The organism is Qipengyuania seohaensis, from assembly GCF_002795865.1.
In the GTDB taxonomy this organism is placed as follows: domain Bacteria; phylum Pseudomonadota; class Alphaproteobacteria; order Sphingomonadales; family Sphingomonadaceae; genus Qipengyuania; species Qipengyuania seohaensis.
Map to the genome: position 1 here is coordinate 943,426 of NZ_CP024920.1, position 14,075 is coordinate 957,500.

At 57.4% G+C, this 14,075-nt stretch carries 17 protein-coding genes (1 of these 17 running past the window's edge); 12 read left to right on the forward strand and 5 right to left on the reverse strand.

Annotated features, from left to right (window positions below):
- Nucleotides 1-2: 2 nt before the first annotated feature.
- From CVE41_RS04535 to CVE41_RS04560, 6 genes are all read left to right on the forward strand, one after another.
- Nucleotides 3-854 (forward strand): hypothetical protein, encoded by an 852-nt coding sequence (locus CVE41_RS04535; protein WP_157799399.1) that lies wholly within the window; start codon nt 3-5, stop codon nt 852-854.
- Entirely contained in the window at nt 851-1,333 is a 483-nt protein-coding gene (locus CVE41_RS04540; protein ID WP_100259583.1) for a DUF3617 domain-containing protein, read from the forward strand. Before CVE41_RS04535 ends, CVE41_RS04540 begins: the two co-directional genes overlap by 4 nt.
- Nucleotides 1,330-2,562: a hypothetical protein gene (locus CVE41_RS04545; RefSeq protein ID WP_157799400.1), complete on the forward strand. Its 1,233-nt coding sequence runs from the start codon at nt 1,330-1,332 to the stop codon at nt 2,560-2,562. The genes CVE41_RS04540 and CVE41_RS04545 overlap by 4 nt, the downstream gene beginning before the upstream one ends.
- Nucleotides 2,559-3,614, forward strand: coding sequence for a tetratricopeptide repeat protein (locus tag CVE41_RS04550; protein ID WP_100259585.1), 1,056 nt, complete (start codon nt 2,559-2,561; stop codon nt 3,612-3,614). The genes CVE41_RS04545 and CVE41_RS04550 overlap by 4 nt, the downstream gene beginning before the upstream one ends.
- A gap of 27 nt (nt 3,615-3,641) precedes the next feature.
- A complete protein-coding gene (locus CVE41_RS04555; RefSeq protein ID WP_157799401.1) occupies nt 3,642-3,980 on the forward strand; it encodes a hypothetical protein in 339 nt (112 codons plus the stop codon).
- A 73-nt stretch (nt 3,981-4,053) separates the two neighbouring features.
- Nucleotides 4,054-4,836, forward strand: coding sequence for a hypothetical protein (locus CVE41_RS04560; protein WP_157799402.1), 783 nt, complete (start codon nt 4,054-4,056; stop codon nt 4,834-4,836).
- Between the two features lie 447 nt (nt 4,837-5,283).
- On the opposite strand, the gene CVE41_RS04565 is transcribed toward CVE41_RS04560, so the two are convergent.
- The 5 genes from CVE41_RS04565 to CVE41_RS14575 all read right to left on the reverse strand — a co-directional run bounded on the left by CVE41_RS04565 (nt 5,284) and on the right by CVE41_RS14575 (nt 8,115).
- Complete coding sequence (locus CVE41_RS04565; protein ID WP_100259588.1) at nt 5,284-5,622, reverse strand: hypothetical protein; 339 nt, start codon at nt 5,620-5,622, stop codon at nt 5,284-5,286.
- Between the two features lie 318 nt (nt 5,623-5,940).
- Nucleotides 5,941-6,408 (reverse strand): hypothetical protein, encoded by a 468-nt coding sequence (locus CVE41_RS04570; protein ID WP_100259589.1) that lies wholly within the window; start codon nt 6,406-6,408, stop codon nt 5,941-5,943.
- 2 nt (nt 6,409-6,410) lie between these two features.
- Nucleotides 6,411-6,893: a hypothetical protein gene (locus tag CVE41_RS04575; RefSeq protein WP_157799403.1), complete on the reverse strand. Its 483-nt coding sequence runs from the start codon at nt 6,891-6,893 to the stop codon at nt 6,411-6,413.
- Between the two features lie 146 nt (nt 6,894-7,039).
- Nucleotides 7,040-7,564, reverse strand: coding sequence for a hypothetical protein (locus tag CVE41_RS04580; RefSeq protein WP_100259591.1), 525 nt, complete (start codon nt 7,562-7,564; stop codon nt 7,040-7,042).
- Between the two features lie 98 nt (nt 7,565-7,662).
- Nucleotides 7,663-8,115, reverse strand: a complete 453-nt coding sequence (locus tag CVE41_RS14575) for a hypothetical protein (protein ID WP_157799404.1) — start codon at nt 8,113-8,115, stop codon at nt 7,663-7,665.
- Nucleotides 8,116-8,587: 472 nt separating this feature from the next.
- Between CVE41_RS14575 and CVE41_RS14580 the strand changes: the two genes are divergently transcribed.
- The 6 genes from CVE41_RS14580 to CVE41_RS04615 form a co-directional block, all read left to right on the forward strand.
- A complete protein-coding gene (locus tag CVE41_RS14580; protein ID WP_157799405.1) occupies nt 8,588-8,902 on the forward strand; it encodes a hypothetical protein in 315 nt (104 codons plus the stop codon).
- The gene (locus tag CVE41_RS04595) at nt 8,899-10,572 is read left to right on the forward strand and encodes a recombinase family protein (RefSeq protein ID WP_100259594.1); all 1,674 of its coding nucleotides are present in this window, start codon (nt 8,899-8,901) and stop codon (nt 10,570-10,572) included. The genes CVE41_RS14580 and CVE41_RS04595 overlap by 4 nt, the downstream gene beginning before the upstream one ends.
- Nucleotides 10,573-10,681: 109 nt before the next feature.
- Nucleotides 10,682-11,884 carry a tyrosine-type recombinase/integrase gene (locus CVE41_RS04600; RefSeq protein ID WP_100259595.1) on the forward strand — a complete coding sequence of 401 codons (1,203 nt, stop codon included), beginning with the start codon at nt 10,682-10,684 and terminating at the stop codon, nt 11,882-11,884.
- Nucleotides 11,885-12,200: 316 nt separating this feature from the next.
- On the forward strand, nt 12,201-12,410 hold the full coding sequence (locus CVE41_RS15020) for a helix-turn-helix domain-containing protein (protein ID WP_157799406.1): 210 nt from the start codon (nt 12,201-12,203) through the stop codon (nt 12,408-12,410).
- A 108-nt stretch (nt 12,411-12,518) separates the two neighbouring features.
- Nucleotides 12,519-13,673 (forward strand): hypothetical protein, encoded by a 1,155-nt coding sequence (locus CVE41_RS04610; protein ID WP_100259597.1) that lies wholly within the window; start codon nt 12,519-12,521, stop codon nt 13,671-13,673.
- Nucleotides 13,674-13,808: 135 nt separating this feature from the next.
- Nucleotides 13,809-14,075 carry the 5' portion of a hypothetical protein gene (locus tag CVE41_RS04615; protein WP_198507718.1) on the forward strand. It continues 237 nt past the right edge of the window, so only the first 267 of its 504 coding nucleotides appear in the window; its start codon is at nt 13,809-13,811; the stop codon falls past the right edge of the window.

The window sequence follows — 14,075 nt, forward strand, 5'->3', positions numbered from 1 at the left end:
CCATGGTCTCGGTACACTCACCGTTGGGATTTTCGCTTGCAGGTGCCATCCTGTTGGGCCTCGCAGCGGCAACGCCAGCCGCGGGACAGGCGGCGCCGCACGAAGAGGTCGACGAATTCCCGAACCACGCCCTCGTCTGCCCCGACGGCGGCTATATGAGCGGGTGCGACGACGAGACGATCGAATGGGCGCTGCGGGTGGAAGACGCCGAACCGGCGGACTTTGCCGAGCGCTGCCTTTACGAAACCGACGCTGCGTGCCGTGTGGTTTCCAGCGGACGCATCGGTGCCTTCGGAAGCGTGCCGGATCTGTATTGGCAAGTGCTGCACTTGCAACCAGCGGACGGTCCGCGGACCGAAATGCTGGTGTTGGCGGAGTATCAGGCAACTTTCTTCCATCTGCTGTCGGCCCGGCAGGTCGACGGCCATCTTGATACGCCGATTGCGGCTCATGGTGCAGATGATGGCGAGAACAGTCGCTTCATCCTGCATATTCCGGCGGTCAACCGCGCCTTGGGGAATGCCGATCTCCTCTTCTTCACGAGTGGAGAGGGCTGGAACTGGATCGATGCCGCGTCGCTGATACGGCAGGCCGACCGGCTGCTGCCAGCCGGCTTTTCAACGGCATCGCCTGTCAATTTCAATTTCCATGAAATGGCCGCGTTCGCGCCTGTCAGCCGGGATGGCGATGCGGCATGCTGCGCGACCGGCGGAGTGGTCGTGCTGGATTTCGAGCAATCGGATCACAGCCTTGCGGTCAGCGCCGTCACCTTCACAGAAAGCAAATCCGTTGAAGCTGCCTGGACAGCTCATGCGGAAACGAATGGCGACGCCCTGTCGGGAGACAATGAATGATACATACGAAGACGCTGTTGGCGGCAGCTTTGCTTTTGTCGGCTGGTTCGCTCGCTGCAGCGGATGCAGCGCTGACTATCGTGCCCGGCCAATGGCACATCGAACTCGTGCGAGAAGGCGGCGCTACATTTAGCGACAGCACCGCCGAGGACGGTCATCGTAGTGTGGATGACAATCGTGTGGTTCAATCGAACACGATGTGTCTGGGACCGGACAAGGCGACGCTCCAGCCCGCCATGTTCGCGCCGAACTGCCGGATTTCGGATGCAACGCAAACCGGAAGGAAGTTCGAAGCGCGCCTTTCCTGTCCCCACCCGACCATGACGATGACAGGTAATCTGACCATCGAAGTTTCCGGCGATGGCGAGAAAGCTTTCGGGGTTCAGGTCCTGAGCGGTGGTGGCAAAACGGCGGGTGCCACCATGGTCAACCGGCTCAACATGAAACGGATCGGCGATTGCAAGGGCCAGGATAAATGACTTTTTTTGCCACCCGAATGAAAGCAGTCGCATTGACCGCTGCTCTGTCCTGCACCTTGGTTTCGGCGACAGCACATGCACAAGACCAACAGCAAGCCACCCAGGCCCAGCAGGTCCAAAGCTTCGTCAACATGTACCGCATAGTCGATTACAGCCTTGGCGCGAACGAGAGCTGCGATCTCTTCACTATCGGAAACTATCGCGCCCTTTGGCTCCTGCGCAGCATGTTCCGCAGCAAGCTGAGAACGGTCGCGACGGACGAGCAGCTCGATCAGTTGCGTCCATTCGATAGTGCGAAAGAGGCTTGGCGCGGCTGCATCTCGCGGGCCCAAGACGCCGATGCATGGTCGATCATCGACCGGAGCGAACTGCTGTCCGATGCGCTGATCGCCGCGCCGCTCAAGATAAGCACCGAACCCAAGGACTGCCGCGTGGCATGGGGAGGCCCCGCCCTGAGCAGGAGTGAATGGAGCTATGCTGCGACTGCGGCAGTCTCGACATACGACAAGGCTCCCAACAAGGCAGAGTTCGAAACCCTGCAAGGTGAACTTGCCGCGATGATCGATGAGCAATGCAGCAAACGCCAGTCTTCCGAACTGATGCAGGCGGGGTACGAGCAATTGCGTCACACCGAGGACAACCATCTGTTTTTGCAGAAAGGCAAGCCCGGCAAGAAACAGGTTTTCACCTCGGTCGGATCGGATGTCGCAAGCGACCCTGTGTCCGATGATTTCGGTATCTGGCGATCGCGGCGTGGCGGCTTCAGCCGCCACCCGACCGGGACCGGCGTCATTCCCTATCGCGTCCTCGACAGAGGTGACGTCGACGTAGCGTTCTTCATTCTTTCGCGTCCGGGCACCTTTTCGGCGAGAGGCAAGATGTACCTGTCCCGGGCCGGACGAATGACGGCACGTATGGACGGCAATTTCGAGGCGATCGAATTGCGGCTTTCCAATGGCCAGTCCTATCCGCTGACCAAAGTGAACGGCCAGGGAAGTGGGAACTTCACGGCTTCTTCGGAATTCGTCCTTCCCGCCGACGCGCAAGCGAAGCTCGCGTCACTTGATGACGAGGTGACAATGACCATCGCCTATCGTCTCGATGGGAAGGATTGGGCGAGCTTCCTGGAGATAGGCAAGGACGCTCCGACCAAGGAAGTCAGCATGGCGGACATCCGTTCCGCACTGGAGTGGTCGGGCGCTCCGATGCCCGCCAAGGACGACCGATGATGCGGTATTTCCTGGCAACCCTGCTGGCATTCGGCGCTTTGGCTTTCGGCTCTGCCGCGCAGGCCGGTGACACCCCTGAGAGCCAGCGATCAAAGATCGAACAATCGTGTTACGATGGCAGTCAGGATGCCTGCCTGAGCGCAGGGCGTATCTTTGCAAGACTGTCGGGTGATGAGCGCGCGATCAAAGCGCGTGAAATGTTCGCCCAGGGATGCGACCTCGGCAACGCACAGGCTTGCCATCTGTTGGTCCCGATGTTGCTGGATGGGCGCGGCGGGTCTCAGGAACTGGTCATCGCCGCGCAGATATCCGGCATCCTGTGCGAAGCCGGATCGGGTCAGGGATGCAGCTGGCAGGCAAACGTTTTCGTCCGCACAGCAAACCTGGGCGGAAAAATCGATCCGGCCAAGCTCACGGCTGCCCGCAAACTCTATCTCCAGGGGTGCGAGATGGGGGCGATGGACGCCTGTGGCCAGGCCGGCGCGTTACTCGCCACCGGCACAGGAGGGCCATCCGACCCCAAGAGCGGGTATACACTGCTAGAGCGCGCTTGTGCGGCCGAGCAGTGGCAGGCCTGCGCCAATATCGGTGTCATGGCCCGCGACGGGCTGGCGCATGATGCGGATGAGGCATCGGCGCGCAGGTACTTCAAGCTGGCCTGCGACGGCGAGATCGCCACCGCCTGCAACGATCTGGGCATCATGTGGATGCAGATGGCAGATCGCGGCGAAGGCGAAAGCTGGCGCGAACCGGCGCTCGCTGCATTCACAGCGGCTTGCGACGGGCTGGACGGCGCGGGTTGCTCGAACGCTGCAAGGCACCTGCGTGAAGGTCGCGGCGTGCCTCAAGACCCTGAGGGCGCATATGATCTCGCCCTGAAGGGATGCAACCACAAGAGCGGCGGTGCCTGCTTCATCGCGGCCGATATGCGCAGGGCGGGCGAAGGGGTCGAAGTGGATCGACGGATCGCCACCAATCTTGCGCGTAGAGCCTGCGATCTCGGGCACACTCCCGGTTGCGGTCTGCTGGGCGACCAGCCGGCATCGGATTGATCGAACTCTTAAACAAGGAAGAAGACCGTGAAAAAATCGTCATTTTCAGTCGCTGCGCTTGCAATCGCGGGCATCGCCACATCGCCGCTGGCTGCAAAGGAGAGTGAAAACGAAGAATCCATGCGCCAGATCGCCGAATGCGGATACGTGATCTATCAGGTCGAGCGCGAGGGCGTTGCGCTAGAGTACGGCGCGGAAACGTGGGACTCCATCGTCACCCAGGTGAGCCAGGGCACAGGCCTCGAAGCGCGACCCTATCTCGAAATGGCGCAAGCCAAGTACAAACGAATGGAGCGCAAGATGGGGGCGGACTACACCTTCGAACGGCTCAAGAAGCGTGCGAAGGAATGCAATGCACAGCTCTAGCGTCTTGAGAAGGGGCGCGCGGCTGCTCGCCATCGGTTCGCTGCTTGCCCTGCCTGCCGCGCTTGCCGCACAAGTGAGCGAGGAACAGCAAGAAGCTGTCCTGATCTATGAGTGCGGCAAGTCCCTGGTTTGGGCGGAAGCATATTCTGACGAGGTGCTGCGCGTCACTAGCGATGAGGTGTGGGCGCATTTCGATCAGTTTGCAGCAAGCCATACGATCGGCGAAGCCAAGGCGGCGATTGCGCTCGATGGGTATTGGCAGGAAGTATACGACGAAGACGGCGCGGAAGAGCTAACCAGCATGATCATGATGACCGCGCTCTCGTGCGAGGACAAATATCTGAAGCGTCGCGAGCAAGTTGCAGCCGCTTCGGAAGTTAATCGTTTGGTGCGTGAGCTCAGTGTCGAGCAGTTGCAAAGCCTTTTCGAGCGGACTGGCGACGCTTCCAGCGTAGCCGATTACATCGTACATCAGATGCCGAAAGGCAAAGATCCTTTCGCCGATAGTCCAAGAGGCGAACTGCTCGGTCGTCTCGTCGTCGATGCCGGTTCCGACGGGATCAGGCGGTTCAGCGATGCTGCAATTCTGGCGATGGTCGGAGCGCGGTATTGGCAGTACAACCCCCCTGCCACTCGTCTAATCGACGCCGAGTACCGGCGACGATTGCGTGCTCGAAACTATTCGGAAGCTCAAGGTCGAAGCTGGACCCAGCGTGCCGCTGCCGACCGAGCGGAACAGGCTCGCCTGGCAAAAGCCAAGCCCGTCGGCTCCATCGGTAAGCATTGTGATAAATATCTCGAGCCGGCGGGCCCTGGCACACCTGCGGCATGGGTCACCAAGTGTAGCTCGAGATAATTACGTGATGGAGTGGCGCTTGGCTAATTAGCCACTGGATATAGGCTTAGAGTCGAAGTGGACGCGTAATTTCTCTTACAGCCCCGGCATGAAAGGAAGGAATTAGCCTGAGTATCCGATTTTTTCGGCGCCCCCCGGTTTCGACCCATGTGAATTTAGCTTCAATCGCGAATGATCCATGTCGAATTGGGCAATTGCTGTTTGTTCATCTCTCGCATGAGCGGCCCTATAAGGATCAGGTTGGATTTTTGGTGCGGACTCTTCGCTTGGAAGTCGCCAAAATCGAATGCTGGAATAGAGCCCGCAGGGGTTGCTAGCTGCGTTCGATGAAAGGCTTCACCATCGACAGCTTTCGGGGGAAGGCCACGAACACACGAACGGCGGAAATGAGGCCGCAAAGCTGCCGCCCCCGCTGTAACTTAGCAATGAGCGGCATCCGGTTCGGACTCACGAACGATTTTCGTGCCATTGTCTGATAAAGAGAAACCGCGCCACAGTCTCCTTACCTTCGTCGAACCTTTTCAACTTTTCACGCAAAAGCGCCGATAAAAATATCCGCGAAAACCGAAAGTCTCCTAAACCTTCGTTTACCTCGGCGCCATTGGCGAGATTATGTCCAATGTGAACACCGAGCTGCCTCCGGAACTCATCTTCATCCCGAGCGAGGGCGGCTGCAAACCACACGGTGTGCCCCTGGCCTGTGGCTAAATCACTGACGGCCCCAACGAAGATGCGCCGCGAAGCATCGGCGGGAGGCTTACTCGTCTCCCACGGATAGGAAGCCACTTCGAAAGGGTTCTCTCCTTCGCCATATGGCTGGATCTTCCCGCCCCCCCAATAGCTGGCGGGCGAGGTTCACGGTTGCCTGTACCCTATCGACTTCACCGGGCCCTTTTCGAGCCCAGTGCTCTGCTAGGGCATGGATGGTCTCATGGTTCTCTTCTCCACTCATGCCGTTAGGTCCCAGATATCCTTGTGCTCCTGCCAAGCAGCGACCGCTGCGTTATAGCCGCGATCGCTGCACAGGGTCGTGCACGCACCACCAAAGCCGTTGATGTTTATCGTCCTCGAGAGGACCACGCAGTGGATGTGATTGCCCTGGCCCTACAGCCCGGCCGTCCCCGGGATGTGCGCGATCATTATGACCACGTACCGGTGGGAGAAATGGGAACGAGCGAAGCTGCGAACCCGCTCATAGCCAATGTGCCAGGCCTCATCGTCGTCGAGCAAGAACTTGGCTTGGACCAGCGCATGCTTCTCGAAGGGAAGCAAAGTCTCATCGAACCGCTTGGTCAGGAACTCGAGGTTCGTGTAATCAGCCGGCGCACTTGGCGGCAGCAGGGCCTGGGTACGCGCTGCCCGACCGAACTTCGGATCGTCTCCGGGGGAGCACTTCTTCGCGATCCAATCGGTCACGGTCGGCCGGTCAAACTCGGTCTGGTACCAGTACCGGGACCAGCCGAGGTCAGGGTGCTCGTCGCACGGATCATGCGTGAAGACTTTCATCTTGACCTTGGACGGCGCTTCCGCGGCTTCAGGGATTTCGATCTTGTTATTTTTAGCCTTAGCCATGATCAGAACCTCCCCGCGAACGAGGGAGTTTCGACAGCGCGGATAACGCCGGCATAACGCTGATAGCCGCTTTCGTAAGGAGCCCCCTGAAAGGTATCGAGCCCCTTCTCGCTCAATTGGAAGAAGGGTCCTTCGGTGTGAGCGGGGATGAGCCAGAGATCGTCAGCATCGCGGCGCCAGGCGAGGTAGTTGCACTGCCAGGCCTGACTACCTTCGAGCAGGACATCGAAGGAGGCGCCTTCGAGCGGATCGAAGCGCAACAGCACAAGATCCTTCTGCGCAAAATGCGCCAGAACCTCGCACTCATGATAGAACAGCGGGCGATCGCAGCTGGTAGCGGTCACCACCACTCCGGCATCTCCGCTCTCGAAGAAGCCGCCCCTGATACGTTCGTCGAAGCGGGCCGTTTCAACGGTGACAAGACCGCAGGACATCAGCAACGAGGTAAAGCGGCTACCCGTGCGATGGGTGATAGGCCGCAGCAAGGGTTCGCCCTCGAGAGGGCGGTGCAAAGAAATCGCATTCGGTGGATTTTTCCTTCGAGGGAGGCCACCCTGGCCGAGCTCGACCTCCCCCTTCTATTTTCATAACTTACTCGGCCTACACGCCGAGACTTCGCTTCATTCTTGGATCAGACGGCCCGGCTATCGGGCCCTTCAGCCAGGAGCAGGGCCATCGCCTCTGCGAGCCCGCGCTGCCGGTCGGCCTTGTCAGCCCAAGGCTGACCGACCTTTCGAAGTCCGCGATCGAACTTGAAGGAGGTCTCGCCCGCTTCGTCGGCGTCCTCGTCGGGAATGAGATAGAGGCGACGATCTTGGTCAACCCATGCGCGCATCGTCGCAAAGCGCTCGGCACCGCCGTTCTCTGCGAACAGCACGGTGAAGTCGCCGATGCGTTCGCCGTCAGGATAATTCAGGCATCTCACGCCAAGGGCACTCGTCCCAAGCGTCGCGATGCCTCTTGCCATCTCTGTGGAAGCTAGCCTGACCCCCGGCATGAGCATAAGCGATTGCAAGATGTCGGATGAGCTGCCGGTACTATCGGAGATCAGGACCTGGTCACCGGCGAGTTCGTAAGCAGTCAGTTCGGCGAGGTTCTGGCACATGAGCAGAGCGCCTTCATAGGACGCTGTGCCCTTCACTTGTTTCTTTGTCATTAGAGTCTCTAAGCGGCGCGCAGCTGGCTGCAGTCTGCGCACCTGTGGTGGAATTTTCACCTTCCGGCGTCAGCCACCAAACTTCTCAAATGACATTCCTAACTGTCTTCGCGTGGGAGAGCAGCCGCGAATTCGACGCAATCGAGAAGCTCATTGCGCCACCGCTCATAGCGGTCATGACAGAGAGGATCTTCAAGGCCAAGACGCTCCTCACCATCATGCTCTTCGGGAGGCCTCTTCGTGTATGCGGGATGCGAGTGAACCTGCGCTTCCATGACATGGGTGTCCGCTCGGATCCGTAGAACTTTCCCTTCGGGTGAGCGCTTTCCTTTCAGGTTCGCTTTCGCTTCTGCAACGCGTCGGCGGATCTCATCGGGCACCTCCTGAGGTTCGAACAGGCCAGCCAGATGGATAGGAGGAAGCGGCTCTTCGACATGCGGATGAGCGCCTTCCAAGCGTGCGGCCTCGGCCGCGATTTCCTTAACTCCGAAGCTGAGACTATTTCCCTTCAATGAGAAAGTCGCGATGTGCCCAAACTGATAACCGGCCATTCGACGATCTTTCTGTTAAGGGGTCAGGGGAAGCCCCCTGCCGACATTTCTGGGGTGGCGCCGTAGGTGACGGGCTCCCAGAAATTATAGTCGGTCACTATAACTTCTGTAACCACCTGTTATGAAATAATTTTGCTCACGCTCCAGAAACGGGAGAAAGCGGGCCATTCGCGCCCTGGATGAGCCATGATGCCGAAGCGATTTAATCGGATTTAGACGTATTGACCTAATTCGGTGTAGACGAACAAACGACGAACCCATATTCTCGCCTCACCCAATCAGGCATGAGCGAAGCGGTCCGGTTGGAGAGGTTTAGCCGGCTGCAGCCCAGGTGCAGTCGACGCAGAATCCGTGAGGCGCGCTCATCCTCAGTTTTTCGTTCTTGGCGCGTGAAGACCAAGCCTCAGCCTCCCTTTGAGGGATGATTTGGCCACCCCTGGAGCGGTGGGCCGAAGGCTCAAGGTCTCAAGTTATGACACGCATCACAGACAATGCACACGACAACTCGCCCTCCAGTCAGGAGGGCAATCCTCGCGCGGACACTTCGCAAGGCGACACATCGGAGCGTTTCGCCGACACGCACCGAAGCACGCCAATGGATGAGCTAAGGGCGATTGTCGGTAAGGTTGGCGGCCTCCAAGAAGCGAGACGGCTCCTTGCCGATGGCTCCCAACAACCGCCGTCGATTAACCCTGGAAGCCACGCAGAGAGTCTGACCTCATTGGTCGGCCTGCTGGCCGAACAGCACTCTGCACTGGAACTTGGCACTGCGGAGGATGGCGAATGATGATCAGGAAGCTTTCGGCCGCTTGCGCACCGAGGATCGCCATTTACGGTCGGCATTCGACCGACAAACAGAACCCCCTCTCCAGCACGGACCAGGCGGCAGCTTGTATGCCACTGGTACAAGTCCTGAATGGTCAGGTAGTCGCCACTTATCTGGATTCTGAAATTTCGGGTTACAACCGGAACCGCCCGGGCTTGAAGCGACTTCTCGCGTCAGTTGCTGCCGGCGAGCTCGACATCGTCATATGTGAGTCCCTAGATCGCTTGGCCAGAGACGATGAGGACATCGCTTGGGTCGGCAAAAAACTGGCGTACGACCACGTTCAACTCTTCACAGTCGCCGAAGGTGAGATAGACCAAATCAAACTCGCCGTAGCTGGATTGCTAGGCTCGATGTTCTTGTCGAGCTTACAACAAAAGACCCTCCGCGGAATGGAGGCCGCAGTACTGGCCGGGCGCGCTGCCGGTGGTCGTACCTACGGATATCGAACCGTTTCTCGAGAAGGACCGAGCGGCTCTGTCATTCGGGGCCTCAGAGAGATCGACGAGAAAGAGGCCGCACTCGTCCGCCGAATTTTCGAGGAGTTTGCTAGCGGTCTATCCTCCATCGAAATCGTCCGACGCCTGAATGCTGAGCAGATCCCAAGCCCACGTGGTGGAGAGTGGAACCCGAGCACCGTTCAGGGTGATCCGAAAAAACACACAGGAATCCTCAACAACCCGCTCTACCGAGGCCAGATCATCTGGAAGCGGCGCGAATGGCGGAAGAACCCGAACAGCGATGATCGTGAACGTCGCTATCGCATGCGCGAAGAGTCGGAATGGGTCCGAGTCGATGCTCCTGACCTCCGGATCATCAACGAGCCCCTCTGGAAGGCCGTCCGTGCGGAGATAGAGGAGCGTAGCCGTCCAAGGGCAACTTTCTCGTCTCCCGTCGCTTCAAGGCGTCGGAAGCATCCACTATCGGGACTGATCAGATGCGCATCTTGCGGCTCGACGTTTACGATCGCTGGCAAAGATTACTATCGCTGCCCTGGGGAAAGGGAGCGGGGCACCTGCCACAACTCTCTATCGATCCGTCGAGGAGAAATCGAGGAAGCAGCGCTCTCCTGTATTGAGAACCATCTCTTGGATCCGAAGCTTATCGAGCTCTTCGTTGCCGAGGTCCACAGGCAAACCGAGCTTCAGAACCGCAGTGCTGACACGAATGACGTCCGAAACGCTGCGCGGTTGAAGGAACTCGAAGGACAAATCGCGACGCTCGCCAACAATATGCTGGTTAGCTCAGCGAGCCCAACCTTGCACAAGATGCTGGCCGATCTGGAGGACGAAAAGAGGCTGCTAGAAACGGTTAAGCCCATCGCCAGCCCAAAGGTAAAGATCCTTCCCCACCCGGTCCTTGTCGAGCGGTTTACGGCGAAGGTGAAGAACCTTCGCAGTGCGCTGGACGATGAGACCATTCGACTACAGGCCGTGGAGGTCATCGGAGCGCTAATTCAGAGCGTCACGATTTTTCCAGGCGAAGCGCCCCTGAGGGAGCTCTCAGCAAATGTGGTCGATTTGGCCAGCTACGCTGCCTCGCTGAACGATGCTGATTGGGCTGTCCGGAGGGAGTGTTCTGTAATGGTGGTTGCGGGGGTTGGATTTGAACCAACGACCTTCAGGTTATGAGCCTGCTCACGTCAGTTTTGCAAACTCTTGGAAAGTCACCGAAAACTACACTATCATTCTGATAGTAAACACTTTTTTCGTGACACAGACTGCCAGAGGATGCATGCCAATGTCAAACAATACGTCGAAGAACCCGGACACAGGCCGGACACAGAGAAAGCGGCTGACCGATTCGCTTGTCCGCAGTTTCGTCCCTCCTAAGAAGGGCAACCGCATCGTCTACGATAGTGCTGTTCCCGGCTTTGGGGTGAGGATAACGGCAGGGGGCACCCGCTCCTTCATCCTGAACTACTGGCATGATGGTCGAGAGCGGCGAATTACCATTGGACAGTTTCCCACCTGGACCGCCGCTTCTGGCAGGATGCAGGCTCAACGTTTAAAACGAGAAATCGATTTGGGCATTGATCCGCTCGATGCGCGAAACCAGCAACGTTCTGCGCCAACAATCCGCCAGCTTTTTGAACGGTATGACCTCGAACATTTGCCGACCAAGTCAATACGGTCGGCGGCAGATGATCGTTCGATGTGGAGAAACGATATTCTCCCTGCGATGGGGAGAATGAAGGTTGCAAGGATTAGTCCTCATGACTGCGACGCTCTCCATGCAAAAATATCAGAGACACGCCCGGTTAGAGCGAACCGTGTAATGGAGGTTCTTCGTAAGGCGCTTAACCTAGCTATCCGTTGGGGATGGATTGATCGCAATCCCGCTGCTGGTTGTCGCCGAAATCCCGAACAGAAGCGCCATCGCTATTTAGCGCGCGCGGAGGTTGGCAGGCTAGTGGCCGCCCTTTCGTCGCACCACGAGAGGGCTTCAGCCGATGCATTGCTCTTCATGCTTCTGACTGGTTGTCGGCGAGGAGAAGCCTTGAACGCCCAATGGTCGCAGATCGATTTGCAAAATCGAGTTTGGACCAAGCCCAGCTCTGAGACCAAACAACGAAGAGAGCATCGAGTGCCCTTCTCCTCTGCTGTCGCAGAATTGCTTGTACATAGGCGAGCCGAGACTTCCGGGACCTATATATTTCCCGGGAGGCTCGGCTCGCCGCTGCGCGACGTTCGCCGCACTTGGCAGAGTGTTTGCGAGGAAGCTGGGCTGGGAAGAGTACGGATCCACGATCTGCGACACACATTCGCTAGTCTTGCAGCCTCAGCAGGACAGCCGTTGCTCGTGGTCGGCGAATTGCTCGGCCATTCGACTGCACAAACAACAAAGCGCTACGCAGGCTTGTACGATGATTCTTTGCGGTCGGCTGCCGAGAATGTGGCGAACAGCATCGGTTGGGCGGCGCCACAGAATGCCACTAGATGACATTGAGAGACCTTTGATTGGAGAGGCTTGCAATTTGTTTGAAAATCAGAATGATCGTCGATGCGGGGTGGCCGTCATCCAGCACCGAACGAAAGATTGAGAGACAAGCGCGCTTTTATCCAAATCCTTAAAACGGCGTAACAAGATCAGACCCCGTTGAGGGCTGGCACGCTACACAGATCATTATTCGAGCGCGTATTTAGAACCGAAGCAGAGAAACGACAGACAAGGCCACATGCGCCCCGCGCCCTCTCAACTGGGTGCTGAGCAAACTGTCTTGAAGCAGCCTTGGCTCCCTCTGTTTCGGAGTTTCAAAATGATAGAAGTCACCGACGAAGATCGGTTTCTCACGCCAGCTGAAGCGGCAGCCTATGCCCGCCGCAGCATTCGCACCTTAGCGAGAATGCGCGCAGAAGGTCGCGGCCCTTCATATCACCGACATGGCAACAAAGTGCTCTACGCATTCAGCTCTCTGAGGGCTTGGATGTGTCAGAACATGGTAACTCCAAACGGAGTCTCCCAATGACTGAGCGAGTTGACGGGCAGCAGCGTGAGCGCGGCGGCAACTCGCTCGCGCTAGAGGGGGGTCTTTGTAGCACCCCCCTCCAGAAATACATCGCAGCGGAAACTTGAGATGGAAGTGCTGTATCGGGGCTTTGATGGGCTAGATATCAGCTTCCAAGGCCATATCGGTCATGGGTTCTGTCGAGCGCTCGAAAAATCAAAAGAGCAGGCGCAAAAGTTTCGTCGCGAGGAATTTTTGGAATGGGGCGACGTTGGCATGCTTGTCAGCGAGAGCGGAGCCAGAGGAGGCTATGCTTTTTCAGTCCGTACCGAACTTCCAAGTGCGATCTGGTTCTTTAAGAAACCCAACCCCTCAGACCCTTGGGGAGTGCGGGTTTCCTGCAATTCATTTCAGCTTGCACTATACGGGTTCTCCCAAACCAAAGCCCACATCCACGAAACCCTAGAAAGTTGGAAAATCGGAGTTGGTGTTGGCGGAGAGAGCATCAGTCGGGTCGATTATGCCATCGACTTTCTTGCCCCCCAGCTAGCTTTAGAACCGAGCAATTTCGTCATGCACTCGAACTGTCGAAGAGCGGAGCACCATTCCGAGTTTCAGTTGAGGGCACAGGGCAATTCTGGTCGCGTCACCTCTGTAACCGTCGGCAAGATGCCCGGCCGTCAAATCATCGTTTATGACAAGCGCGCAGAAGTAATTGAGAAGCGTAAACCTGGCTGGTTTTCTATCTGGGACGCTGCCCGCGAGAAGAGTCGAAAGCCGCGCTTGAACTACTCCGACCCAAAGGAAAGTCGCGTATGGAGGGTAGAGGCGAGAGCAGGTAAAAAGCACTTGAAGGAGCGTTGGGCAATTCGGACTTGGGAAGATCTCAATGAAAGATTGGGAGACGCCTTCGCACACGCATTCGACGCCGTCCGCTATGCTGCCCCAACCTCGGATAGCAACAGAGCTAGGTGGCCCAATGATGCACTGTGGGACATGGCAAGGCGTCAGATCGGAGCCGATCTCTTTGAGATGAGAAGTTTCGTGGAGCCGGGAGCAGTCAAACTCGTCCAGCTTGACGCATACGACCAAATGCTTGCCTCTCAGATCAGAGGACTCCTCATTTCTCGAGCTGCGGCAAACGGAATAGAAGCCCCGGAGTTAGCGCAGTTCGCTATGGCGAACGCAAAGGAAATCGTGTCCCAAATAAAGTCGGGTGAATTTGATTTCGAACGTCGGCTGATGATTTCTTCGGGTCGCGTGAGGGTACTCTATGGCCGCTAACTTTTTGAGCGACGACTGATAAATTCTAATTTATCGCATGGAAGCATTGCATAAATAGAGAGTTTTGTGCAGCAATTTACTGTCTTCCGTGATTGGGCTTGAATTCCGCCCTTCAGCCACCAAACTTTAACGTTGTTGACTTATATGGCAACACTCATAGAGCTTTGTGAAGCGGGTGCCTTGGAGCGCCTTGATCCGCAGTTGCCGAACAAGTGGCAAGAGCTTCGGTTGGTATATCTTATGCCTCGCGCTTTGAGGTGGCTGGCCGATATTTTGCCCGAGTTGGAAGGAATTTGGGACGATGAAATCTCCCCTGCTGAGCAATTCCAAGCGCACGTGGAACTGTGGGCTCGAGGCGAGCCGCTGGTCTATAGCTGGCAGTTTAAGCCGCTAGTGCATCTA

Bases quoted from the DNA above. Each gene is read 5' to 3' on its own strand.
- CVE41_RS04610 (WP_100259597.1), top strand. From the start codon at position 12,519: ATGGAAGTGCTGTATCGGGGCTTTGATGGGCTAGATATCAGCTTCCAA.
- CVE41_RS04540 (WP_100259583.1), top strand. From the start codon at position 851: ATGATACATACGAAGACGCTGTTGGCGGCAGCTTTGCTTTTGTCGGCT.
- CVE41_RS04600 (WP_100259595.1), top strand. From the start codon at position 10,682: ATGTCAAACAATACGTCGAAGAACCCGGACACAGGCCGGACACAGAGA.
- CVE41_RS15020 (WP_157799406.1), top strand. From the start codon at position 12,201: ATGATAGAAGTCACCGACGAAGATCGGTTTCTCACGCCAGCTGAAGCG.
- CVE41_RS04595 (WP_100259594.1), top strand. From the start codon at position 8,899: ATGATGATCAGGAAGCTTTCGGCCGCTTGCGCACCGAGGATCGCCATT.
- CVE41_RS04570 (WP_100259589.1), bottom strand. From the start codon at position 6,408: ATGGCTAAGGCTAAAAATAACAAGATCGAAATCCCTGAAGCCGCGGAA.
- CVE41_RS14580 (WP_157799405.1), top strand. From the start codon at position 8,588: ATGACACGCATCACAGACAATGCACACGACAACTCGCCCTCCAGTCAG.
- CVE41_RS04545 (WP_157799400.1), top strand. From the start codon at position 1,330: ATGACTTTTTTTGCCACCCGAATGAAAGCAGTCGCATTGACCGCTGCT.
- CVE41_RS14575 (WP_157799404.1), bottom strand. From the start codon at position 8,115: ATGGCCGGTTATCAGTTTGGGCACATCGCGACTTTCTCATTGAAGGGA.
- CVE41_RS04550 (WP_100259585.1), top strand. From the start codon at position 2,559: ATGATGCGGTATTTCCTGGCAACCCTGCTGGCATTCGGCGCTTTGGCT.
- CVE41_RS04535 (WP_157799399.1), top strand. From the start codon at position 3: ATGGTCTCGGTACACTCACCGTTGGGATTTTCGCTTGCAGGTGCCATC.
- CVE41_RS04580 (WP_100259591.1), bottom strand. From the start codon at position 7,564: ATGACAAAGAAACAAGTGAAGGGCACAGCGTCCTATGAAGGCGCTCTG.